The 25,509-nt window shown below is 56.3% G+C and carries 12 protein-coding genes; 6 read left to right on the forward strand and 6 right to left on the reverse strand.

The annotated features are described in order from the left end of the window. Positions 1-64 precede the first annotated feature (64 nt). The 5 genes from ACZ48V_RS14970 (at position 65) to ACZ48V_RS14990 (ending at position 8,356) form a co-directional block, all read left to right on the forward strand. Complete coding sequence (locus ACZ48V_RS14970; protein WP_464543235.1) at positions 65-2,152, forward strand: DUF262 domain-containing protein; 2,088 nt, start codon at positions 65-67, stop codon at positions 2,150-2,152. Between the two features lie 134 nt (positions 2,153-2,286). Beyond that, positions 2,287-2,601: a DUF6364 family protein gene (locus tag ACZ48V_RS14975; protein WP_464543237.1), complete on the forward strand. Its 315-nt coding sequence runs from the start codon at positions 2,287-2,289 to the stop codon at positions 2,599-2,601. A 95-nt stretch (positions 2,602-2,696) separates the two neighbouring features. Continuing rightward, the gene (locus tag ACZ48V_RS14980; protein WP_464543238.1) at positions 2,697-3,110 is read left to right on the forward strand and encodes a type II toxin-antitoxin system VapC family toxin; all 414 of its coding nucleotides are present in this window, start codon (positions 2,697-2,699) and stop codon (positions 3,108-3,110) included. 72 nt (positions 3,111-3,182) lie between these two features. Further along, positions 3,183-5,387, forward strand: coding sequence for a BREX-5 system phosphatase PglZ (gene pglZ / locus ACZ48V_RS14985; protein ID WP_464543240.1), 2,205 nt, complete (start codon positions 3,183-3,185; stop codon positions 5,385-5,387). Positions 5,388-5,458: 71 nt separating this feature from the next. Continuing rightward, on the forward strand, positions 5,459-8,356 hold the full coding sequence (locus ACZ48V_RS14990; protein WP_464543241.1) for a helicase-related protein: 2,898 nt from the start codon (positions 5,459-5,461) through the stop codon (positions 8,354-8,356). Positions 8,357-8,620: 264 nt separating this feature from the next. Here ACZ48V_RS14990 and ACZ48V_RS14995 read toward each other — a convergent pair whose 3' ends face one another. Further along, on the reverse strand, positions 8,621-13,558 hold the full coding sequence (locus ACZ48V_RS14995; protein ID WP_464543243.1) for a BspA family leucine-rich repeat surface protein: 4,938 nt from the start codon (positions 13,556-13,558) through the stop codon (positions 8,621-8,623). Positions 13,559-14,261: 703 nt separating this feature from the next. Between ACZ48V_RS14995 and ACZ48V_RS15000 the strand changes: the two genes are divergently transcribed. Beyond that, complete coding sequence (locus tag ACZ48V_RS15000) at positions 14,262-14,837, forward strand: recombinase family protein (protein ID WP_464543244.1); 576 nt, start codon at positions 14,262-14,264, stop codon at positions 14,835-14,837. A 187-nt stretch (positions 14,838-15,024) separates the two neighbouring features. On the opposite strand, the gene ACZ48V_RS15005 is transcribed toward ACZ48V_RS15000, so the two are convergent. From ACZ48V_RS15005 to ACZ48V_RS15025, 5 genes are all read right to left on the reverse strand, one after another. Then, the gene (locus ACZ48V_RS15005; protein WP_464543246.1) at positions 15,025-19,602 is read right to left on the reverse strand and encodes a T9SS type A sorting domain-containing protein; all 4,578 of its coding nucleotides are present in this window, start codon (positions 19,600-19,602) and stop codon (positions 15,025-15,027) included. A 105-nt stretch (positions 19,603-19,707) separates the two neighbouring features. After that, positions 19,708-20,115 carry a fibronectin type III domain-containing protein gene (locus tag ACZ48V_RS15010; RefSeq protein ID WP_464543248.1) on the reverse strand — a complete coding sequence of 136 codons (408 nt, stop codon included), beginning with the start codon at positions 20,113-20,115 and terminating at the stop codon, positions 19,708-19,710. Positions 20,116-20,540: 425 nt separating this feature from the next. Beyond that, positions 20,541-22,544, reverse strand: a complete 2,004-nt coding sequence (locus ACZ48V_RS15015) for a tetratricopeptide repeat protein (protein ID WP_464543249.1) — start codon at positions 22,542-22,544, stop codon at positions 20,541-20,543. Between the two features lie 379 nt (positions 22,545-22,923). Next, on the reverse strand, positions 22,924-23,904 hold the full coding sequence (locus ACZ48V_RS15020) for a DoxX family protein (RefSeq protein WP_464543251.1): 981 nt from the start codon (positions 23,902-23,904) through the stop codon (positions 22,924-22,926). A gap of 77 nt (positions 23,905-23,981) precedes the next feature. After that, positions 23,982-25,385: an outer membrane protein assembly factor BamB family protein gene (locus tag ACZ48V_RS15025; protein ID WP_464543252.1), complete on the reverse strand. Its 1,404-nt coding sequence runs from the start codon at positions 25,383-25,385 to the stop codon at positions 23,982-23,984. Positions 25,386-25,509: the final 124 nt, after the last annotated feature.

A 25,509-nucleotide genomic window follows, 5' to 3' on the forward strand; every position in this document is an offset into this window, starting at 1 on the left:
AACCACGACGCCTACGCGTCTGGCTCTCTTTTTCGTAACACTTTTTCAATAACCCCGCATTCCCATGCCTGATACCGGCACAAAAACCCTCGGCGACGTCCTCGCCAGTGGCATTTACCGCATTCCAAGCTACCAGCGCGGCTACGCCTGGACCTCCGATGAGGTGAACGAACTCATCGACGACCTCGAATACGTGACAGACCATCAGTCGGTGCAAAGCCACTATATAAACTCGATCATTGTCACCGAGCCGGAGGAAGAAGATATTGACGGGCTCCATATAATTGATGGTCAACAGCGCGTTATCACGTCCGCGCTTCTTGCCAGTGAGATCCTGCGCACCGCCGAAGCCATTGAGGATTCTGCGGATGCAGGTTTAACGCACATTGGAGATGAGATCTCGAAAAAGCTGCACAACGATATCTATCACACCATTCGTTCCCGGAGTGTACTCCGTCGCGTGTTACCGGCCACTGAGCATCAGGAGATATTTAAAGCGCTCATGCCCAAAGATCCTAATGAACCGAGAAATCTGGAGGCCCTTGAAGCGAAAGCCGATTCCCCTTCAGAGCAAAAGCTTGTGGGAACCGTAAAGGTTATTCGAGAGCGCATAGATGACATGCTACAGTCATGCAAGCCGAATGCGCAGGACCGCCTGCTGTATCTCGATCGCCTCGCGACAACGTTGCACGGGAAGTTTATCGCCACATTGCACGAAGTTGCCAACCCCAGTGAAGCCGGACGTATCTTCGAGGCGATCAACGACCGAGGGCGAGCGCTAAACCGTATCGACAAAATTAAGAGTTACGTCGTGTACCGGGCCAGCCTCAGCGATGTCGGGATGAATGTCACGAATCTGCATGAACAGTTTACCCAGGTCTACGAAACCTTGAACCGGTATGCCCCCACACCCGATCAGGTAGACAAGCTGGTTGACCGGATGACTGCACACCATTGGACCATGTTTGGCGAGCCAGACAAGATCGAGCGCTCTGACGACCTGGTTGGTCGCCACAAAACCGCCAGTCAGGATATCGATCAAATCAAGCACGCAAAGTACCACATTCCGAAAGAGGCTTCAGACGAGCGCGTGCAGCAGTGGATGAGTACGTACGTTGATTCTCTACGTAGGAGTGCAGACGCATACATCCACTTTCGAGGGGTTCTGAATAAAACTCTTTTCAATCAACTGGCTGAACGATTGCATGCGACGGTGGATGCGAAGGCCATCCGCCACTCTCTGTATGTTGCAGAAAAATTTGGTCCTTCAACGACCCATCCGCTCCTTATAGCTGTCTTCTTGCGTTTCGCAGATACAGAGGCCTACGGACGTGTCCTGAAGGCGATAGAACGGTTTGTTATTCGCGTATTTGCCGTGTGCAGTGCCCGCCGTGATACGAAACGGAGCAAAATTGAACCGATTGCCCGAGCCCTCTTCTGGGCCGGACGCGATGACCTGACAGACGTCTTCCCAGAAGACTCGTCTATCGTTGCTATCATCACCAAAAACCAAAACGAGTACGACTTCAACGGAAGTCTGGATGATGCTGACCGACTCATCGACATTTTAGATGGGTGGGCGCGTGACTACTGCTACGCTGAGACCAGCGATGGACGTAGTGTTGATGAGTTTGAGAGGCGTCTCGCGGAAGACAATCTCAACGGACATGGAGAAGCCGGATGGAGCGGCCTGCGTCCCCCAAATGTGCGTAACTACCTTCTGTACTGGTACGAAGCGGCGATCCGAAGAGGAGGTGTTGGCCTGCCCGACTTCTTTGAGAATGACGTCCACGACTTCACTGTAGAGCACGTGTGGCCTCAAACGAACAATGGAGAGACATACCCCGCGGATCTCGACGAAGAAACATATGAACGCTATCTCAACCGCTTCGGCAATCTTGCTCTTCTCTCGCTGTCCGAAAATGTCAAAGCGGGAAATAACGATTACGAGACAAAATGGAACCGCATTTACAGAGATGCGAGCGACGGGACCGCGATGGTCCGCAAGGACTTCCCCGACCCCGAAGGTAAGATATCCAGTCCAGCACGCGATAAGGGATACGAAGCGTGGAGCACTGACCTCATTGAATGGCGGAGCAAGCGCATGGCGCGTACCCTTGCGCAGCACTGGGGGCTTGATGACGGGTCGTGATGATCCACTGCGTTGCAGCTACGATCGACTAAGAACGGAGGTCGCTTTCCGGCTTTCTCAAGCTCGAACCCCTGTATACGTCACCACGTACACTCACTGTACGTCTACCGTATCACTACACCGACCGTTTGGCCATGAAAACCAAACTGACCCTGCGCATCCGCGACGACGTCAAGGCCGAGGCCAAGGAAATTGCCGCCAAGCGGGGCGTGTCGGTCTCCCAGCTTGTGGAAACCTATTTTCAGATGCTGGCCAAGCCGAAATCGGGCGACGATGCCTCCGCCCGGCAAGACACACCGCTTGAGCGCGACACAGCGACAGGTCATGACACCGCACTCTCGCCCCGAATTCAAGCCCTGCAAAAGGCACTCGGCCAGCCTGCCCCTAAGGTTGAGATGGACGAAGACACGCAGCGGTGGGTAGACCATGCCGCTGCAAAGCATGCTTGACTCTACGGGGCGCCTTGCGGCATACCAAACAGATAACGCCGCCTGCTCGTGCCCTACACGGCTGCACTCCGATCTTTCAGGCTTCTACCGTTTGCATGCACGTCCTATTCGACACCAACGTTATCATTGATGCAGCCATCCCGGAACGCGTGTACCACGCTGCTGCGTTGCAACTGCTCTCTCATGTCGACCGTGGACACATTACCGGATTGGTTACCGCAACGTCCATTGCCACATGCTGGTACGTAGCCACAGCACATCACGACGTCGATCCACGTCCGCTATTCGAGGTGATTGAAGCAACGTTTGCCTTTGCCCCAATGTCACGCGCGGCCCTACGTACTGCTTTAGACGCCCCACGCGCTACCGACTTCGAAGACATGTATCTTGCTGCAGCCGGTTCGAATGCGGGTGCCCAGTGCGTAGCAACGCGCAACGAGGACGACTACGCCCAGAGCGGTCTCACCGTGTACCACCCTGATGAACTTGTGTCGATACTCGCCTCGTAACAGTGTACTGCACTGCGTATCCACGCTGTGCATCCACTCACACGCTCTGCTTTTTCTTCCCACTCTTTGCCTATGTCCGTCTCATACTCACAATCCACCTCGCAAGCCCCCACGCGATCGCTCCGTGGCGAAACAGACGCATTCCTCCGTGCCACCTTCGAGCAGGCACCAGGGCCACGACGTCGGATCCTCTGGTGGGATGCCGGTGGCCACCTGAAGGACCTTTTGAAGGAGGTCTGCCGAGACCGCGATATCGCTTTCCTCACCAAATCGCATCCACTGGCCTTTCGGGAATGGGTTGCCGATCAGGGCGATACTCCGGAGGGGGAGCCCGAGCGTGTCGTGTGGTATTTTCAAGGCGCTCCAGCGGGACGCGACTGGTTTCGTGACGTGCAAGAGATGGGCGCCGTGATCGAAAAAGGAATCGAAGACATCGTTGCGCAGCTGTATGACGTCCCCGTCTGGAAAGTCCGCCCATGGGGAAGCGAAGGCACGTCAGTCACTGAAGACATCGCTGCCATCTTCAATACCGAACTGCGCGGCCCGAGTCGCCCCACACTCGACGAGCTGCAGATGCGGCTGCTCACAGGCGACAACAGCAAGCCCGCGGAGTACATTCTCCGGGCGGGATGGGACGGTCTGCCCTCTACTCCAAACGTAGTTGACAAAATACGCGGCCTCCTGACAGCTGAAGGCGTGCCGGGCTTGCACGACGCACATTCTCCCGAAGCAATCGTCGAAGCAGTCCGCCGTTGGGCGGTAGCCGGATGGCTTCACGAAAGCGGAGTCTCCCTGGAGGCATTGCCGTATCACAGTGCCAGCGATCTCAAGTGCGGCCTGCGTCGCCTCAAGAAGGTTCTTGAAAGTGCTGAAGGCTCAACCTTTTTACCTCAGTTTCAGAAGGTATACTGGCCCGAAGTTGTCGACGCACTTGATGCGCCTTGGGAAATGGCAGGCCCCTGCCCGGTCGATGGTGCATTGGAGACGCGATTGTGGACGGACTGGCTGCAGGCGTTTGGCAACGAGCGATATGAGCAGTGTTGTAACCGGGCTACCCAGCGGGCTACTGCCTTCAAAAAGGCAACAGGACAGAGCCAGGCTGAAATTGGCAAGCACGGATCACCGTGGACGCGGGCCTGGCAACAGGCGGCCGCTCTTGCCGACCTTGCTCATCGCTACGCAACGTGGGACAACCGCGACGTGCCTGTCCATGAGCTGTATGCAGACGAGGAGGAAGGCAGTTGGCACATCGACGACGCCGTCCGGCGTATTATCGTCTCAGGAGTCCCTGAGGCCGACCTCCCCGAAGGTCATCCTGCCACCGACGCACTGTCTACGCACCGCTCGAAGCTGGTCACGGGCCGGTATCTGACGTACCTGAAGCGTCTTGCGGATAAGATGGAAACGACGCTGGCTACAGGCAGCCTGCTGGATGACACATTAGCATCCAGCACCACTTTTTGGAACGACAATGATGAGAAGCTCGCAGCAGGCAACGACGGCCTACTGTTCTACATCGACGCTTTGCGCCTCGACCTCGCACGCGCCCTGAAACGTCGTCTTGAAGAGCGCGCCGAGCAACCCACTGTAGATATCTCCCTGACCATCACCGAGTCACGGCGCCTCAGCGTGCTCCCCTCTGAGACCAAGTTCGGGATGGCTGCTGTCTTGCCAATGCAATCGAGTCCATTCGAGATGAAGCTGCACAAGGGGACACTTGAAGCCGCACGTGGCCAGATCCTCGACACAACGCGCCGCAAAAAGCTCCTTGAAGATGACGGCTGGGCTGTGACCGACAATGCCGACGACGAGCGGGCCTGGTCGCAAGGACGTGTGGCGCACACGATCACTGAGCTGGACGAGTATGCCGAGAAGGAGCTTCCAAACATTGAAGACTTGCTGGCTGAGCGTATTGAGAAGTTGGCCGATCGGATCTTTGAGAAGCTGAACAAGGGGCGTTGGAGCCGGGCGTATGTGATCACCGATCACGGCTTTGTACTCCTTCCAGAAAACACCGATTTCGCTCCTCTAACTCCTCCCGAGGGGGATGTGGCCCGGCGCCGGGTAGCTGGCGCGAATGTCGCTGATAGTCAGCATGGTATTCTGCTGCACCGCGAGGAGCAGAATGACCTGTCGTATCTGCATGACCCAGTGCGGATTTTGGTGCAGCCTCAGGAGCGCTTCAGCAAGCACGGAATGAAAAACAAACGGTATTACCACGGCGGCGCACTTCCGCAGGAATGCATCATCAGCTTCCTGGAAATTGAAGTCACGTAACTTGCCGTAGCCTTCGACATCATCTGAAAAGATCAATTCTCCACAGGACCAACTAAGACCTTACCGCACTTATGATCGACACGCTCGCATCTGGCGACCAGATTCTGCTCAACGGCACGCCTGCTGAAGTAATTACGCAGGAGCAGATGGGCGACCTTCTGTACCTGCGCGTATACGTAGAGGACGAAGGCGTCAAGTCAGTTTGTGCCGAAGACGTCGATGTTGAACCGCGTCATAGCACCGAAGAAACAGCTGATAGCAATCCGCTGGACGATCTTTCTGCTGATCGCTTTGACCTGCGTACCCAAGCCGTGCGGTTCCGGTTAGCCCATCAACGCGGACAGCTGCTGAGCATATCGAACTCGCTTGTCCGCCTGGAGCCCTACCAACTTGCCTGCGTGAACCAGGTGATGCAGCGCCTCCGGCAGCGGGCCCTCATTGCTGATGATGTGGGGCTCGGGAAGACGATCGAGGCGGGTCTTATTTTGAAGGAGTTGGACGCCCGCCGGCGTGCCGATCGCGTGCTGTTTGTGGTGCCGGCCCACCTACAGAAGAAGTGGATTCGCGAGATGAAGCGTTTCTTCGACATTCGCCTTACGTTGGCCGACCGAGACTGGGTGAAAGGGGAAAAGCGACGCTTAGGCGAGGAAAGCAACGTATGGAATCAGGACCGTCAGCGCCTTATCACCAGCCAGGCGTTTCTGCGGCAGGAACGATACGAGGAACCGCTGCTCGAAGCGTTTTGGGACGTCGCCATCGTAGATGAGGCACACAAGGCAAGCAAAAAGGGCAAGACGCCCAGCAAAACAGCACGGAGAATAGAGCAGGTCGCCAGCCAGTCGGATGCGTTGCTGCTGCTGAGTGCTACGCCGCACACCGGAAAAGAACAGAGCTTTCGGTCGCTCATCTCGTATGTTGACCCGCTCAAGGTTGCTCAGGACCAAGACTTGACCCATGACATCGTCGATGAGGTCATGATCCGGCGCGGCAAAGAGACGATCTTTGACGACAACGGAGAGCGTATCTTCCCTAATCGAGACGTGAAGACGGTACGCGTTTCGATGACTACGTCGGAGGAGAATTTCTACGAAGCCGTCACTGAGTATGTCCGCACAGTTTACAACCGCTCTGAGGTGCTTAACGCACCGGTGGTCGGGTTCGCGATGGCCCTTATGCAGAAGCGCCTTGTCAGTAGTATCGGTGCGATTCGTTCCACCTTGCGCCGCCGCCTGAAGGGCCTGCTGGAGCACGACGCGGTCGATCTTTCAACCGATGCGCGCAGCTACCTGGAGGGCGAGGACCTGGAAGAAGACGACCAAGTAGAGGCTGAAAAAGAGCTGGAGCGGCTTACCATTTCAAACGATAAGGAGCTGCGCGATGAACTAAGTGCGCTCCGCGACCTGCTGCAGCGTGCCGAGCAGATCACCGTCGATAGCAAGGCGCGGAAAGTCCAACAGTACATCCAGACCCTTCTTGAAGAACAGCCCGACGAAAAAATCCTGCTGTTCACCGAATACCGCGATACCCTGGATTACCTGCTGAAGCTCTTCGAATCCGAGGTATGGTACGACGAGATCATGCAGATCCACGGCGATGTCGACAAAGAGAAACGGGCTGAGGTCGAACACGAGTTTAACTACGGCACAAGCCGACTTCTCTTCGCCACGGATGCGGCCAGTGAAGGCATCGACCTGCAGAAGCGGTGCCACATCATGATCAACTACGAGCTCCCCTGGAACCCAAACCGGCTGGAGCAGCGCATTGGCCGCATCCACCGCTATGGGCAGGAGCACGAGGTGAAAGTGTGGAACTTTCAGTTTGAAGGGAAGCGCGAGGCCGAGATCTTTGAACTGCTTCAAGAGAAGGTCGAGAACATCCGCGAGCGTGTCGGAGCCACAGCAGACGTGCTCGGCATGATCGAAGATCTCAACGTCGAGGAGCTCATCATGGAGTCTATTCGCGACAATGCGCCTCCGTCCGTCACCAAAGAACGGCTGGAGGAGGAGCTGGAAAAGCGCGAGAAGACGTTGCTGGACTGGTATGAGCGCAGCCTGATCGACTGCTCCACATTTGATGCAGAGAGTCGCTCTCGTATCCAAGAGGTGGTTGAGGACTCCGAAGATGTGTTTGGATCCGCACGCGATGTGCAGCGCTTTGTTATCTCCGGCATTCGCACGTTGGGCGGCACGATTGATCAGGTATCGCAGCGACAATTCCGCGTCACGCTTCCTGAAGCGCTGGCATCGGCGGTCCCAAAACCGTTTGAAGACCGTCTGGTAACGTTCGATCGGGATCTCGCCATGCAGTATGAGACGCAGATCACGTATCTATCCCCGGATCATCCGCTCGTTACGGCTCTCGTTCACCATGTCTTCAGCGAGGAGGACCAGTTCGGTGGCAAGCAGGGCGTGAAGGTGCTCTCCTTTGTGGAAGAACCCGGTGTGCTATTCAACTACCGAATCGCCTTTGAGGACGGCCTCGGCGAAATCTTGCGCGAAGAGTTGTATCCAGTCTATGTGAACGCCCGAGCAACTGATGTACAACACACGCTTGGCCAGCGCATTCTTGAGCACGACACGCTTCAGGTGGACCCCGATCCGTCAGTGGTTCAATCGCTTCAGTCACGCGTCTCGGACCTCAAAAGCCACGCTGAAACCTACCTCAGTCAGGCCTTGCGCCACGTGAAACAGAAGTTAGCTGCCGACCGAAAGGTCAAAACAGAACAGGAGTTGCAGCGCCTGGATGACTACGCGGCTTCCGAACGAGAGCGTCTACAATCATTCATTGAGCAATATCGCGAGAAACAGGAGGCTGGCAAAGACATGGAGATTGCAATCCGCGGGCAAGAAAAGCGCCTTGAGGGCTTGCAGCAACGCATCGAGCGACGGAAGGAGAACGTCCACGCAAAAGCCCGGGTCATCTCTCTCGCTCCAGAGTTAGTGAACACATGCTTTGTGGTGCCTGCGTGATGGGGGTGGGGTGAACAGGAGGGTTTAGATGTGTTGGAAGCGTGGTGTACAGAACTCAATCTGAGCTGATCGCGCTAAAGTTCTGTCTATCAGCACCTTCCAAAGTGGTCTCTGAAGTCAGGAAGTACGGAAGAATCGGTGTAGCGTTAACATTCCAGCAATGTGCGTTTCGTTCGTTCACCAAGGATGATTAGGGATATTGTTTGAGACGCCCCCAAATTGATTTACCGGACTGTGTGCACTGCACGGAAGTCCTGAATGTGTCTAAAAAGGGAGATCATCGTCGGGCTCTGATGGCTCTCTGTGTTTTTTGAGGTTTGAGGTGCCCATTCCTGACGGCGCATGTGCAGGATCAAAGGACGATGCCCCAGCAAACATATAGTATGTACGGATATCCTGGACATCCCAGCTACTTAGATCTTGGTTGAAGGAAATTGCTCCACTAAACATATCATTCATACTCTTCACATTAGAAACATCCCAACCACTGATATCCTGATCGAAGGATCGCGCTTCTTGAAACATGCTGCCCATGTCCGTCGCGCTGGAGACATCCCATCCCCCAATGTGTCGATTGAAGGAGCACGCATTCAAAAACATACCTGTCATGTGTGCCACGTTGGAGACATTCCACCTCTCGATATCTTGATCAAATGATCGCGCGCTATGAAACATGTCGGTCATGTTAGTCACGTTTGAGGTGTTCCAGCCACCGATGTCTTGGTTGAATGCCGATGCCCCCCAGAACATGCCTCCCATATTTGTAACGCTGGACACGTCCCATCGCCCGATGTCTTGGTTAAACGACTTCGCCGCGACAAACATGGCTGCCATGTTTGTTACGGCAGATAAGTTCGGAGTATCATCAGATTGGATCAGCAAGGAAGATGCTCCAGCGAAGGCTGCTTGCATACTTTGCCACTTAATTGCCCCCCACTGCTCAACAGTTTGGAGCTTGTCTGCATTTTCTGGGTCACCATTCGATGCCCCAATTGGACTCGCATCCAGGAAGATACGAGGGAAGAGCCCTTTGATGGCAACTGCGTAGGTGCCGGGTCTTCCGTAATCGTGTGCAGGATTCGGGTTTACGCCCTTGATCTTCTCTGTAGTCCCATCTCCCCAATCAATCGTGAAGTCGTATTCCGTCTCTGGCGCTGTTGGGATCACAATCGAATACTGAGATTCAGACGGATCCCACACAGATAACCTCCATGTCGTGATGAAAGCACGTTCTTGCAAAACTTCTACTGTCTGACTTTTCTTTTCCGATTGGTACTCTGATTTTGCGTTGTGCTCACTGGTAGATTTACCCTCTGGAGGAACAGCATTCTCTGCGAGAAGACGTTCAACCTCCGCGAAGCCCGCATTTGCAGCGTATTGTATTGGCGTCTGCCCGCCATCTGCTTTGAGATTAGGGTTGGCTCCCGAATCAAGCAAAAGCTGAATGGCCTTTAACCCTTCTCGACTGTTCATAGCGCATCCCAGGACAGCACGATGCAACGGAGTTGTACCGTCATCTGCTACACAGTTAGGGTCAGCCCCACTGTCGAGTAACTGTTGAATAATTCCCGGACTGGCTTCGAAAGCAGCTAAGTGCAGTGGTGTATCACCTTCGTCTCCTGTAAAGTTGGGATCGGATCCAGCATTGAGGAGCAACTGAACAACTTGTTCAGCACCTGCCTCAGTGGCCTTGTGCAATGGAATGTCACCAAAGGCATCTGCGTAATTAGGATTGGCTCCAGCATTAATCAGTAATTGGACGACTGATTTATATCCCCCAAAAGCAGCGTTATGCAGCGGAGTGACAGAAAAATCAGTTGTACAGTTAGGGTCAGCTCCAGAATCGAGCAGCGATCGCACAGACGCTACGCTCCCATTCTTAGCTGCCCTGTGCAATTGAGTACTTCCCTTATCTCTAACCTGGTCAGCTTGTCCTCCAGCTTCACGGAGCCGGCTTTCGATAATTGAGTCGTCTTTCCCGCTTTTAGGGCGTTCTTTGGTGTTCTTCGTTTGCTGTTTTGGTGTTGAATCGAGGTGCCGTTTCTCGTTCGAAGACACAGCCTCTTCCTTTCTCTCATGTTTTTGCCGCAGTGTACGAGCTTGCTTATCTTCACCAGCCCGCTCCAACAGCCAAATTCGGGCATCGACGTCTTCTATTGTTCTAATCTGATCTAATAGAAAGGATGCACACGGCTGCGGGAGCTGTTTCTGCGTCTTTCGGACGGCCCGGACGATCGCAGATGCTTCGTCGTATCGGGATAGAGCACTGCACACACGCTCCCACTCCTGCTTGCCCTGCCGCTTGAAGCAAAGCGCCGCTTTGTCCCATTCCTCAGCTTTAGTGTAGTACTCAGCTGACTCCCGCCACTTCTCTATCTCCAAGAATGCATCACCCGCATTTTCCCACTCCTCCGCATTGATCCAGCATCGTGCTGCGTCGCTCCAGGCCTCTACCTTCTGATGGTATTCGGATGCTGCTATCCAATTCTCGTTCTCTTCGTCGTATCGCGCCTGGACGGCATCAGCCTCATCGTCACGGCCCAGCACACGAAGCACATGCACTTTTACCTCGAGATTACGAACGGGACGCTCACACTCAAGCAGCACTTGTGCCTGCTCAGCAGAGAAGCCACTGACTTCGTTTCGTATCGTTGCCAGCGACGGCGGTATTGATGGGTTTGCAATCCACTGGCAGACCATGGCCCAATCCTGTTCACCTGCCTCTTGAAAAAGTGACCCTGCTTTCTTCCATTCCTTCACTTCCAAGTGACACCTGGCTGCCGCGCCCAGTTGGTTTGCTCTCTGGTAGTATTCGGATGCCGCTTTCCAGTCCCCTTTTTCTTTAAGGCATCGTGCGCCACGAACCCAGTTACCTGATGATCGGAAACAGGCTACAGCATTATCCCAAGACTCGGCCTTTTGGTACAGTGTGCCAGCTTTCTCATCCTCCTTTTGGCTTCTGTAATATTCGGCTGCATCTACCCAATTCTCATTCTTCTCGTCATAGCGCGCTTGGACCGCATCAGCCTCGTCGTTGCGCCCCAGTACGCGTAACAGATGTACCTTGACTGTAAGATCATGGATCGGATGCTCACATTCGAGAAGCACGCGCGCCTGCTCAGAAGAGAGCCCCTTATTTCGGCTTCGTATCGTTGCCAGCGACGGCGGTGTTGATGGATCCGCGATCCATTGACAGACCATTGCCCAATCTTTTAATTCTGTGTTGCGGTAGCATTCTGCCGCTTGTCCCCACTGCTCTCTATCCCGATAGTATGAAGCTCGCTTTCTCCACTTCTTCTGGGTTTCGTTTTCAGTCCAAACCGGCCTGAATCTCTCTACTTGATTTACATTATCGCGCACTTCCTCTCTATTCCATACTGAATTTTTCTCATCGGGATCAACAACAATAGTGATACTATGACGGGCTCGTGTTGCACCAACGTAGTGAGTTCGAAGGACACGCTGATTCCACTGCCGTGCAGATGCCTTTTGGGCATCTGTAGACATGGGAGAAACATCTTCCAATTTGTCTGCAAGCTGATACATTACAACATGATCGGCCTCAAGTCCTTTTGCTTCAGCAATACTCCACACAAATGGATGTCCCCAACGCTCTCGTAATTCGCGCGCTGTCTGGTCATCTTCAACTAAAACCAGTAGGTCAGGATGCTCTTTTGATAGCATCTCATCTACAGCAGTATCTGGACAAGTCCTCTTGGGGGTAGGCCCACTCTGTCGCGCTTTCTCGGGATCAAGAGGGACGACCTGTGCTTTTTCTTTTCGCAGAAGAGTTGCAAGGCCTTGTGAAAGGCGCAGAAGAGGAGCGCCAGCACGAAACGAACGCTTGAGTGTGTGTGGATCAGGGACCTTCCAATCACGGTGATAGAATACTGCCTTGGGCATACGCCAACCAAACCCGGATCCGTTGAGCACCTGTGTTGGGTCTCCTGTTAAAAAGACTTGCCTCTCATTTTTATTACGCATTGCTGAGAATGCAACGCGCAGTTGCTTTTCCGTTAGATCTTGGACTTCATCAAGGATTAAGGTATCGTACTGATTGTACTGAGCACTCTGATCTTCTGTTAGCAATGTCTGAAGTGCCAGGGTTGCCATGTCCTGGTCATCGAACTTGCTTTCCTCCCGAAGTATTTCTTGGTACTGTCTGGCAAGTTGATACGCTTCTGAACGCTTGAGCGATATAGACCACTTATCAGGTAGATCTTCGTAATCGGTGGGGGTAAGAAGGTTATTGATGTCTTCGCTGCTCTTATAAATTTCTCCTAATGGCAGCATTCCTTTGATCACAGACCAGATCTCAGTTTCGAATAACTGACGGTCTGCCTGTGTTAGATGTCGATGGGCGAGCATGTCACGTAATCGCTCTCTGGACGAAATCTTCTCCCTAAACTCCGATCGAGAAAGGTCAAGAATTTTGGCAATAAGGTCCCGATATGTAAGGAAATCAACGGGCGTCGCCTCTTCAGGCCAGGTTGGAAGAGCCATATACAGCTCTTCGGCATGCCGCACCAGTCGCGGGTTTTGCGTAATGAAGGCTGTGTTTGCGTCGGGATCGTTCTCCTGCAGCACCAGCAATCGGTAGAGCGCCAGCGTCGTCTTGCCGCTTCCTGCAGGTCCGTTCAGGAACATAGGTAGCGGCTCCTGAAGCAGGTTGATCTGCTCCTTGGTCAGAATCAGTTCTGCGGGCACATCCTGTGCTTCGGCCCACGTCTCAAAGGCCACCGGCCCCTCCAAGTACCACGGGAGATTCTCCGGCGGTGCCGTCCACGCCGGGGGATATTCGGAGGAGAGTGCGGCGTATGCATCCCACCGCTCATCGTCGCCCGGAAAGTCTTCCTCGATGGCTTCCAAGTCAGCTCCTGGGTTCTCAGGCATGGACCTGCCCTCCCAGGAGATATCGTCCGCTTCATCCGCCAAGAGCCACTGCATCGTCTCTGGAGCCTCGAACTGTTTGCGCCGCAATTCGCGGGGAACGTCGTCATGATCGAACACCGCGGTCCAGCAATGCACAACTGTCGTGGGCTTTCCGGACGCCCGGTCAGGATGTTCGCCGTAGGTGAAGAGCAGGCGTCCATAGTCACTGAACCGCGCCTCCCAGACTGCCACGTCCGGGCGCGACTGAAGCTTCTTAACGCGCAGCCCGCTGTCAAACTGCTGGTTTTGAATCTTTCGAATCGCGCGCACGATGCGCTCGCGTTCGGTGTCTGGGAGATCGGAGAGCACGTCCGTGAGATGGGACGAGAGGGCGACATCAATCATAGGTCCGGCGATAGATAGGCTCGGAGACGCGAAGTGCACGCTGCTTTCACATCACATGTTAACTCATGCCGGGGTGGGATTCAAGCGTGATGTCCAAGCCGAGTGGTCGCCCAGCACGCGCTCCGGAAAACATATCTTGCTCCTTAATTCCATGTGCTCGGTCTCAACCTCTGATGAAGCTCTAATGCCCAATAACTGACGTTACGGGTCATCTACATCCCATCTTGCTCACTGACCAAGATGTATGAGCGGGAGCACCCACGTGGGCGATCTCAAGCGCAGCACGAGGTGTGTGGGCCTCGGCGATGTCTTTTTTCAAAGCCTTGCGTCGTGCCTCCTCGTACATGGCGGTGTGATGGCTGTGTATCAAAACCGGTCGGTTTTGAAACCACCGCCCGCCTTCCCTCCCACCTCCTATATAATAGGTGTATAACAGACCCGCTCCCACCCCATCGTCTCAAAAGAGGTATCAAAACAAATCGTCTCGCTTGTTGGTATATGCTGTAGGTATTGACACAAACCCCGTGTCAGACGCTCCGTGTCAACCGCGGTTGACTCCTGAATCCGCTCCGACTTCAAGGAGCTCTCGCTCCCAATAGCCGTCACTTCTAAATAGCATTAGCTTTTTATGCACATTGGCTACGCCCGCGTCTCCACCGGTGAACAAAACCTCGACTTGCAGACCGACGCCCTCAAATCGGAAGGCTGCGAGCGCGTCTTCACCGACCGGCTCAGCGGCGCCACCGCCGAGCGGCCGGGCTTGCAAGAAGCCATGGACTACGCTCGCGAAGGAGATGTGCTGGTCGTCTGGCGCCTCGATCGCTTTGGGCGCTCTTTGAAAGACCTCATCTCCAAGGTCGAGGCCCTCAAGGAGAAAGGCGTTCAGTTCAAAAGCCTCAAAGAAAACCTCGACACCACCTCCAGCGCCGGGCGGCTGCAGTTTCATATCTTCGGCGCGCTGGCGGAGTTTGAGCGCGACTTGAACCGCGAGCGCACCATGGCTGGGCTCCGCGCGGCTCGGGCCCGCGGGCGGACTGGGGGGCGGCCAAGAGCCTTATCCGAAGAGGATCTCCCGGAACTGCAAGCCCTGATGCGTGATCCGGATGTGCCCGTGCGGCGCATCTGTGAGCGGTTTGAGATCTCAAAGGCCACCCTCTACCGCTACGTCGGGCCCAATGGCGAGCGGCGCTATGACGAGGAATGACCCTATGAAGAGGGTGGCTTTGTGATGAGGAGTCAAAAACTATGCTTTGGTGACTCCTTTTGCTCTACAATCTCACGCGTTAGCCCTGGGGTTACATAACTAAGGAGGACGCCGTCTTCGAACGGCGTCCTCCTTGTTGGCCTGGAAACTATAAGCGCATACGTTGCTGTCACGAAGCACGAGGGCATTACCGCACTACAGTGATGCGCTGCGTGTGCGTCTGGCCGTCGACCTGCAGGCGACCGAAGTAGGTGCCACTGGCCAAATTGCTTACGTCAAAAGCGACTTCGTGCACACCGGCTTGTCTGGACTCTTGAGTCAGCGTTGACACCCGGCGGCCCAGCATGTCATACACCTCCAGGCGTACATCCGCCTCATCCGGCAGTGTGAACTCGACTGTTGCCTGATCGCGTACCGGATTCGGGTATGTGGTGAAACGAATCTCCGGCGGCACAATTTCCTCGCGCTCCTGACCCACGTACGCCGCTGAGCCGATCGCTACTTGCAGCGACATCGATTCGCCCTCCGGCTCAACCGTGACGGGCGTATCCAGGGAATGAGTCGTACCCGTTTCTGGATTCAACAGGGCCACCTCGTATCCCGACAGCGCGTCGATGGCGCCTGCGGTAAGTTTGACAGGACCATCGACCTGTGGAGTGAGCGTCAGGTCGAAGGTTACGCCTTCGCTTTCAGGAGCGTCTCCGTCTGGCGAGCGCACCGCCTCCAACAGCGCATTGGTGCGCGTCCCTGAAGCATCTGCGCTTTCCGCTTTCGGTTGGATGCGTAGGCTGACGGCTTCGAGCATGCCGGGTGGTGCAATCTGTGCGGTGGTCTCCCGATCGCTTACGCCCAACTGAACGGTAGAGGCCGGGGCCTCATGGTGCACCGGCGTTGCTGAGAGCGCAAGGGTGGGCGGGGTGCTCACAGTCTGTTGGAAATCGTCTGCCGCACCCCCGGTGGCCGGATAGGGCAACTCCAGATCGCTCTGCCCGGCATCATTTAGCACGTAGTAGGCTTCGCCGCTGCGGGCGGAGGCCATCGTGTCAGCAGTGACGAACCCATCGGTAGCGTCAAATCGCCATAGGGGCTGACTGATGTCGTTCGCCTCACGTACACTGCGCCACGCTACATCCCGGTCAAACGGATTCGACACGATCGTCCATCCGTCGTTGAGCGGCACGGTGGTGGCGCCTCCATCTGTCAGCGCGGGAGCATCGTACGACGCATCAACCGTCCAGTCGTCGATGGACGTGAGCCAGAAGCCGCTTCCTGCTTCAAAGGTGAATGCACCGGGCTCCTCGTCGAAGCGAATCAGGAAGTCCTCGTCAGATCCGTCGTCGCGGTAGGCTTGCCACTGTGCGCCCGCCGTTCCATCTATGGCATCGCTCACCGATGTATTTGCAGTGCCAGGGAGCGCGACCAGGCGGTAGTCGCCCGGATTGGCGGCACTTCCGAAGGAGCGGGTAATGTCGGCGGCTACGCTTTCGGGATACGAGAACAGCGGCTCGGTATCGCTACCAAACGCAAACTCGCTAAAGCTACCGACGCTAACAACAAGAACATTTTCGCTCTCATCGAACGTTGTCTCCAGCTCTGTAAAGGCACCGACTCCGGGAATATCTCGCTTGAAAGCAGTCACATCCGACGGATCGGTAACCCCTCCCAATTGATCTACCGAGAACTGCACAGCCGTGTCTTCCCCAAAGGTTAGATCACCACTGGTGCTGATGTCAAAGCGGTACTCCGAGATGTTATTGCGGCCAATGGTGCCTCCTCCGGCAGGACGTTGGCCCTCAAACCGACGGACCTCAACCGAACCACTTCCGGATACGCCGCTGAAGTTGATGCTCACGCCGGTTTCGTTTTCCTCAAAGGGCGCAGGGCCATCCTCCTCCACAGGGGCAGAGGCTTCTGCAACAGGCTCCTCGGGCTCGGTGTCTGCCGGGTCGGTCAGCGGATAGGCATAGGCGGGAGAGCCCCGAAAGTTAGGATCTCCGACCTGGGGCAGGACCATCGACAGCGCTCCATCGCCGTTGAAATCGCCCACGGCGGAGGATCGGTTGTTGCTGTTGATATTGTTGTTGTCTGTTCCCAGTCCCCAGGTCTGGTTGGGAGCACGAAGTAGAACCGATGGCTCAGGGGCCGCGCCCCCATTCCCGGCGTAAATCAGAGCGTTGGTCGTATAAGCTGTGGTGGTGCCAAGCAGCAGGTCATCACTACCATCGCCCGTGATATCAGGAAGGGTCGTGAGTTCGCCTGTGCTCCGCTGTAGGTACTGGTCACCACTTCCATTGCCGCTAAAGTCAATCGGATCGCCGGGGATGAAGAGCTTTTCGTCGGGCGTGCCGTCGAAGCCAGGCCCGCCGTTATAGATGCGAATGGCTTCAACGCCCTCGATGCCCCTATCATCTCGAAATTGAAAAGGCTTAGCGGCCAGGTCGGGGGTACCATCACCGTTAAAGTCGCCCACGGCCATTCCAAAGCCCAGAAGCTGCAGTAATTCGTTCTCCTCCGCTTGCAATTTGATGTCCACATCAGGGGTATCAAACGAGGGGACGCTCCCATCTACATCCTGGCCAAAGAACACAAACACGCCACTGTCCTGACTCCCACCGAAGGCAGACCCGGACACACCCACGGCAAAGTCATCGGCTCCATTCTGGTTAATGTCGCCCAGCGGCTGAATGGCGCTTCCCGGGAAGAATAGTAGCCCCTCCAGATTGACGTCAACATCGGGCGTACCTGAGATATCTGAACCGCCAAGATAGAGGAAGGCAGTGCTGGACATATCGGTGGCGGCGGCTCCAATAAGCAGGTCATCGGTGCCACTGCTGTTCACATCACCCACGTTTCCGATGGCAAAATCAGGAAAGTTAAACAGCGGCTCAATATCGTCGGCAAGGTCACCCAATTCGATGGTATGGATGGGAGCGGATCCCTCGCCTGCTTCGTAGATGGAAACGATGGTGTCTTCCGAGCGCCATGACACCGCCAGATTGAGCTGGTCGTTTCCGGTGAAATCGCCCGTTACCGCCATACTTGGGGGTGCGTTTTCGGGATGCGTGAGCGTCAGGTCGGGTGCTCCATCCGGGGTGCTCTCGTCCAGGTACAGATCAACCTGGCCTTCAAGATCACCCGGTCCGGCTTTTTGTGTAAGAAAGGCGATGTCGTCGGTACCATCTCCGCTCCAGTCGCCGAGCGTAACGGGCTGCCAGACATTGCTGCCACGAAAGCTACCTGCATCAAACTCAAAATCTTGCGTCCCGATGGAGGCCGAGCCCGTAGCCTGAATAAGACGGGGCCCAAAGGTGTTTCCTTCCGTTATGCGCACAATCGCGTTGGTCTGGCCATTGCCCGTCACGTCACCGAACGGAGCAGCACCAAACGGTGGAAGTACACCGGTGTCAAACGGCGTCAGCGCACCGGACCCAACATTGATATCAGTAGCCACCGACGCATCTGCCGTAAGTCCATCGGATGGGTTTTCAGGCGTGAAGCTGACGAACAGTTCCTCATCCTCAACCAGCAGGAAGTCAGTGCGTCCGTTGTCGTTTAAGTCGCCAATGGGGGCAACGTCTTGGGTGGCAGCAATGATTTCTGGTGTTGTATCGTAGCTTTCGTTTTCTGCGGGATACGCGAGTGTATTTTCGTCGGGTAGACCATCAGGCTGAACTACTAATTCCGTTTCGCCCGAGCCATCAAGATCGGCAATGGCAAGCCTCGAAAAACCAGCGCGTCCTTGCAGTGGAAATCCATCCGGCGCGCGTGCCGGGAACTCTTCTTCAACAGTGATTTCCCGGTTCTCATCTATGGTGTACCGGGTAATGAACAGCTCTTCATCTTGACCCAAAACGGTATCGCCAATAAGCCGGGCCAAGGAAGGCTGTTCACCCAGTTCGCCAGCGGCGAAGGTGGCATTCGGACTAAATAATGTTGGGACATCGAGATTGTATTCACGCACCTCAAGATCGCTAACTTCCTCCCCACCAAACACGACTAAAACCTGACTTCCAAAGGCATCGCTGAATACAAGGTCGTCGTATCCACTGCCATCCAGGTCTACAGGTATGCTTTGAAATACTGTAGGGAGATCAGCAGTGATTGTCCCTACCTCCAGGTAGCCTGCATCGGACCCTGCATAGATACGCAGGTCGTCATTATCGAGACGCTCAACAGCATGGGCGTTGTCGCTCTCCCCCGTGAGATTTCCTGCGGGTTGCAGGTTTCCATAGTAGAGTTCATCGTAGTAGCGGTTGGAGAAGTCGGCGTCTCCGCCAAACACGAGCAGCGTCTTATCGGTGCGATCGGAGAGGTCGCCGGTGCGGTCGTCAGCGACGTTGGTATAGCGGTAGATGTAGTCGTTCACACCGTCGCCGTTTACATCGCCGGCTGGAATGGGCGCGTTATCAGGAACAAAGTTCAGATCATTGCGAGGCCACGGGTCTGCACCAAACGTAGCTTCAGCGTCCCGCACATCGAACCCGGCCACCGAGGTTTGTGGAGCCGTGGGCGTGCCATGCGGTTGCAAAGACTGTCGCATCTGCATGCGCGCCTCAGGATCCATCTCTTTCCACTGCTCGGTGTCTTGCAGGTGCTCAAGAAAGGTAGGAGCGCGGTCATCGGGCTGCTGGGCATCTGCCGTGCCGACGGTCATAATTAGTAGGGCAGCGACGAAACAACCAATCACCGCCACACTGCCAAGGCGTAAGAATCCAGTCATAAAGCGCCCTTTAAAGCAATGATCGGTTTGTGTATCGTAAGTCATAGTAGAAGGGTAGGATGCTACTCAAATAGATCGAAGAGGATGCCGAGATGCACGCGCCAAGGAGCAGCGTGCACAAAGCACGTGAGCTGTTCTATCAGGCTTGCGCTATGGCCGGTCGGTGGGCGGTTCGGAGAAGGGCGTCGCCTCCACTTCATCGGAAGGATCACCTTCTTCATCCGCAGAAGCCGTAACCTGGTAATAGTAGAGCGTGCCGTTCTCGACGTTGGTGTCGGTAAAGCTCGTCTCGGTAAGCCCATCGGTTTGCGGGGCTCCGGATGTTGCTTCTCCCGAGGTCGTTGAACGGTAGACGGCATAGCGCTCAGCATCATCGGTTTCGCTCCACTCCAGGGTGATCTGTCCGTCGTCTGATCGGGCCTCCAGATCACTGGGCGCGGCCGGCACAACGGGATCGGGCTCGGGGTCATCGCCCGGTGGGTCTTCATCATTGGCATCGGTGGAACCCCCACAGGCCGCCAGGGAGAAACATAGTGCGAGCAGCGTAACTGCACTCACAAGCCGCCTATGACACGGGCGGTTTGCAGATAGATAAGTCGTAGATGGCAAGCGGTCATACATAAAGCACCAAGGGCTGATTGGAGAGGAGGAACGAGCTTTGGGTTTGATAACGTCAATGTTTATGCCGCTTCACAAAATCCCGGTCTCTGTTGCGGAATGGCCGATTTGCGTACAATGGCGTGCGTTCCTGAATAGATGCGTTGCTGATTCGCAACGTGATATGAGCGCGGTGTTGCGTTTATGCAACACTGTTCATCCAAACGATACCCTCAACAACTACGCGGTCTCACTGCAAAACGTGACGCGCAAAACGTGACGCTGGAGTGCTTCAACATTTTCCAGGATCAGGGGCCACTAATGCTAAATTGGCTGATCGCGTCTTGACTTCCCGCATCGGTGGATGCCGCATCACAGGTCCAGAATCACGGATTCGCATCATCGGGCGAGGAGAGTTCGATCTCTTCGGTCTCGGGCTCAACCTCATCGAAAGCAATGCCGCGCTCGTTGAGCTCAGTACGGAGCGAATCCATGCGCGCCGAAAAGTCCGGGTTTTCGGGGTTGATGCTCCCGGCCTGCTCGTACGCCCAGCGGGCGCCGTCCCACTGCTCCTTGCCCATAAACACATCGCCCAGCAAGAGGTAAAGGCCTGGGGTTTCGTCGTTGAGGGGTTCGCAGCGACTTTGGATGACGGACTGGGCGTCGTCGTATCGCTCGGCGCCGAGAAGGGCTTCGGCTTTACGGTAGTATACGAGCCAGTAGGGCTGGGTGGTAAGCACCGAGTCGGCCTGGCGCACAGCGCGGTCAAACTGATCTTCTTCAATACGTGCCTCGATGGCCTTCAGCATCGGCATCACATATGAGGAGTCCCGCTCGCGAGCACGCTCAAAGTAGAGCAGCGCCGAGTCGATATCCTCTTGGGCCCGGGCAATCTGGCCCTGATAGTACGGAACCAGGGGCGATTCCCCTGCAAGCCGACTGGCGCGCACCATGGTTTGGCGGGCTGCGTCCAGATCGCCTGCTTCAAACTGGGCACGTCCTTCCGCAATCGTCTCCTGAGCACGTTCATCTATGGTGGGCCGGTCGGTATCCCGTTGCATGCGCCATCGTTGCAGGTTGTCAAGCAGCGACGGGTCGGTGACTTTAGCAAGGGCGCCTTCTAAGGCTTCGTCGACCGCGTCGAGCGAGTCTGTGCCCGCTGCATTGAAGGTTTGGGCAATCTCATAGTAGGGTTCGGGCGCACCGGGCCGCTGCAGGCGCAGGTTGCGCATCACCTCCTCCTGGAAAACGACATTCTGCTCGGCCAGGTTGGTATTCACAACGCGAAGGATGTTCTCGAAGTCATCCATCCAGCCATAGCTCTCCAACTCGTCACGATACGGCTGAAGCGCTGGAGCACGGGTGCGGCTCAGGTGAAGTGAGTCGGGCTGCAATCCCTCGTACGCGGGCGCTGCTGGATCGGCGAGCAGCCGACTGAGCAGCGCCAGGGTCTGCCGCATCTGGTAGTCGTCGTAGCTGTTGCGTGAAAGCATCTGCATGGTCGAGCGCCGGAACGATTCGTAGCCGCCCTCTTCGAGCGAAGTGGCGCTTTCCAACAGCATGTCGACGTCCTCTGCAGCCTGCTCATGCGCAGACAGGTAAGGGTCGAGCACCGCCGTGGTGGTATCCAGACGCATGCGGAAAGCGGCTGCGCGGTCAAGGGCCTCTGCGTTCGGGGGATTCATAGCCCCGCGCAGCGTTTCAAGTGAGTCCGTACGTGTATCGACAACATCGGTGACCAGGCTGTCGAGCGTCTGCATCGTGCTATCGTAAAGCGCCATGCTGGCGGTGGCCTCGCTGGCGTCCAGAAACGGCGTGAGCGTGTCTATTGCCTCAAGGGGAGACGCATCAGGGTCCAGCGCGTCGGTACGCGATGCGCGCAGGCTGTCGTACATTGGATAGTAACGCTCGTCGATGTAGAGCTCCTCAGACGACTCGATGCTATTTGTAAACACAAACGGCTCGTGCAGGGCCAATTCGGCGCGCGGGAAGGTGGCAACCGCCGTGTTTTCGTCGATGAACTCTACGGATTCAGCAGATACCGTTGCCTCTCCTTGTTTGACTCGAATTGCGCTCAGTTCATCCTCACGATCTTCGAGCGTCCAGTCGCCGCTGGGCACGTATCGGAAAAAGAGGGGCCCGGCCGGATCGAACGTCTCAACATTCGGCGGAGTCGTAGCATCTTCATTGGAATGCGCAATGGCAATCGCCTGCTGGGAGCGCATGAATCCGTCTTCGCGGACAATAAGCGTGGGGGCATCTTGTGCTTGTACTGCCGTAACGAGAGACATCCCTAACAACGTAGCCCACAGTCCGCCCAACAGCGTCTTCCGCATGACGGATATCGCACGGGCGGCGGTAGCAAGGCGAGACGTATCAGAGTGCAGCATAGTAGTGTAGCGCAGTGTCATATTGCGGAGACGAGAAATTGCGGGAATGAAAGCAGCGTGTTAGAGAAGGCGAACGGTTGTCTGGCTTCTTACAGAAGCACATTTAGCGCGCACTGTAGAGGCGTTGATGGGTATGTATGACTGATCTGCGACCTGTCACCAGAATGGCTACCACTTCGCGACCCCTGCAAAGAGCTACAGCGCTGATAGCCGATGTTTGCTCTGTCTGAACTGCGTTCTATACACCACATTGTCAAACACCATTCCACTTCATCTAAAGCAGGATGTAGAGCCTGTCTGGACATACATGCTGGATGCCAGGCTTTTTGCGTTGCGAAAACGCAACGTCATCTGGCAGTGGTGTTGCGCAATCGCAACATTAAGATGTGCGCATCCCGTACGCGCCGCTCCACAGCCCAATCACACCAAGCGGCACAAGTATGTCTTGAATGGGCTGCTGGGCCCAGGCGCTGAGCCAGACAGCAGCGACCGCGGTGGCCAGCGTCCCGAAGTAGACCCACTCCTTCATGACTCGGGGAAGCGGAAGCACCAGGCCCACCGCTGCTATCATCTTCGCTACCCCAATGACGATGAGCATGTACGGGGGCACGCCCATCGCCTGAACCGTTTCAATGAGGGGATGCCCGTGTGCAATGGCGAGCGCCGCGGTGCCCAGGGCTCCCATGATGAGGGCCAGCAAGCCGGAAAGGCTGCGCTGCAACAGCGACGGGGCCGAGCGTGCATCCCCTGAGCGATGCACCATATGATACAGCGATGGCAGTCCAACGGTAACGACGACAACGACTGCGACCGCTCCCCCAATCCACACTGCATCGCTGGCGTAGGCCGCGAGCTGCGGGGTTCCGCCCCCGTAAATGATGTACAACGTGCGTCCAGCGCCCCAAACGAGCACAAGCCCCACCATTCCGGCTACGCTCCACAGAAGTCGAGCCATGGTGCCAGGGGAACGGCCGCCCTGCGCGTCGGCACGACGCATTCGGAATAGTACATACGACAGGATAAGCACGCCCAGGCTGATACCGGGGGCCAGAAGGCTCCCTGTGGGGTCGCTGGCCATGGTATGGGCAAGCATGGCGAGGCTGAATGTGAGCGCAAATCCGACATAGGCCCACTCTTTCAGAAACCGAGCTACAGGAGCCACGAGCAGCCCGGCGCCGATGAGCTTTGCTGCGCCCAAGAGCCACCGAAACGCATCCCCAAAGCCCAGGGATGCAAACGTGTCGGCAGGCGCTTCGGCGACGAAGTAGAGCGTTCCGACTGCGGCTTGCGAGAGCGCGAGGAGTCCGGTGAGAATCCAGTAGGCCCAGAAAGAAAATGTGCGGTTTGGCGAGAACGGCATGGGTGCAAAGCTGAAAGGGAGAACAGCGCGAGATTGGATGTTGAGCAGGCGGAGACCCGACCGATACGCCGGTTACGCTACTCCAGTGCGTAGATGCGTCCGTCATGACTGCCGACGTACACTACGCCTCCGGTCACCGCGGGCGAGGACACGACCGGGCCGCCGGTTTCAAACTGCCATGATACGGAGCCCGTGGCCGTGTCCAGCGCATAGAGATGCCCGTCGGTGCTGCCCACATACAGCGTCTCATCCGCCACAGCAGGCGAGGAGCGGATTGCCCCGCCGAGTTCGGCCTTCCACTGCACGGCTCCTGTGCGTGCATCCAGCGCGACGACCTGCCCTTTTTCGGTACCGATATACACGGTTTCGTGGGCCACAGCCGGGGATGCAGCGATGCGTGCAACGTCGCGCTCGGTGTCGCTCCACGAATTGAAATCGGGGGTGGTGTCGAACGTCCATACCGGCGCCCCCGTGATTGCATCCAGCGCGTAGACGACGCCTTCATCGGTTTGCGTGTAGAGCATGCCATCGGATACAGCCGCCGTAGCGCTTCCCAAGGGCCCATACGTGGTCATTGCGGAGGCAGCATGTGTAGATGCATGCGTAATTGGACGCGTAGACTGTGCGGTGTCTCCGTTGCGGCGAGCGGAGGGATCCGGCGCCAGGTCTTCCGCATCGGCCCGAATGCTCTCGCCCATCGGGTTGGGGAAGAAGAACGGCGGTCTCCGTTCGGCGTCGGTGAAGCGCCACCGTTTGCTTCCGTCGCGGGCCTGGCGGGCAGCGATGGTGCCAATGCGCTCGGGTCCAGGTGGATGACGGCTCGACTGCGTGATCGGTCCTCGATAGGTGGTGACGGGATGGCCGCTAAATACGGTGCCCTCAGCTACCGTGGGAGCGTACAGATACGTCGGAATCAAAGGCGAGTCGTCCCATACGTTGGATCCGCGATCTGCGGTTAAAACAAGAAGTTGGCTGCCTGTAGTGGTGTACACGCGTCCCTCATCAACAGCAGGTGCTGCAAAGAGCCCCGATGCGTTTTCATTCCAACCCTCCTCGTGTTCACTCGCATTCCAGCGCACGGCGCCTGTTGCCACGTCTAATGCTTGCACCCCCACATAGACCACGCTGTCGGCCACTGTTGCGGAAGCGGCAATAGCCTCATCGCTCACTTCTGCTTCCCATTGCACCGCGCCTTGGTCCGTATCCACGGCGTAGAGGGTGCCGTTCTGCGCGCCCACGTACAGCGTGCCGCCGACCACTGCAGGCGACCCGTGCACCGGCGCTCCGGTATCGACGACCCATTGTTCGGAGACATCAGGGCCCGACGGTCCAGGTCCGGGCATCCAACCGGTGCGGGCGGCGTTCCCGCGAAACGTGGGCACATCGCCATGTGGAGGCGGAGCCGATTGCTCAGCAAACGACGGGTCTGGGTCGGGCGCGCTGCGGCATCCAGAGAAGACACCGACCCATAGACTGCCCACCAAAAGAGCCGTCAGAACGGACAGATGGTCGGAGTAAGAACAGATGTTAGAGAAAACTCCGAAAGAAGGTAGCATGGATATCAGTCAGGCGCTCAAAACGACTATCGGTATGGAAACATTGGGG

This window comes from Longimonas haloalkaliphila (assembly GCF_055379825.1).

Bases quoted from the DNA above. Each gene is read 5' to 3' on its own strand.
- ACZ48V_RS14970 (WP_464543235.1), top strand. From the start codon at position 65: ATGCCTGATACCGGCACAAAAACCCTCGGCGACGTCCTCGCCAGTGGC.
- ACZ48V_RS14975 (WP_464543237.1), top strand. From the start codon at position 2,287: ATGAAAACCAAACTGACCCTGCGCATCCGCGACGACGTCAAGGCCGAG.
- ACZ48V_RS15020 (WP_464543251.1), bottom strand. From the start codon at position 23,904: ATGCCGTTCTCGCCAAACCGCACATTTTCTTTCTGGGCCTACTGGATT.
- ACZ48V_RS14990 (WP_464543241.1), top strand. From the start codon at position 5,459: ATGATCGACACGCTCGCATCTGGCGACCAGATTCTGCTCAACGGCACG.
- ACZ48V_RS15000 (WP_464543244.1), top strand. From the start codon at position 14,262: ATGCACATTGGCTACGCCCGCGTCTCCACCGGTGAACAAAACCTCGAC.
- pglZ (WP_464543240.1), top strand. From the start codon at position 3,183: ATGTCCGTCTCATACTCACAATCCACCTCGCAAGCCCCCACGCGATCG.
- ACZ48V_RS15015 (WP_464543249.1), bottom strand. From the start codon at position 22,544: ATGCTGCACTCTGATACGTCTCGCCTTGCTACCGCCGCCCGTGCGATA.
- ACZ48V_RS15005 (WP_464543246.1), bottom strand. From the start codon at position 19,602: ATGACTTACGATACACAAACCGATCATTGCTTTAAAGGGCGCTTTATG.
- ACZ48V_RS14980 (WP_464543238.1), top strand. From the start codon at position 2,697: ATGCACGTCCTATTCGACACCAACGTTATCATTGATGCAGCCATCCCG.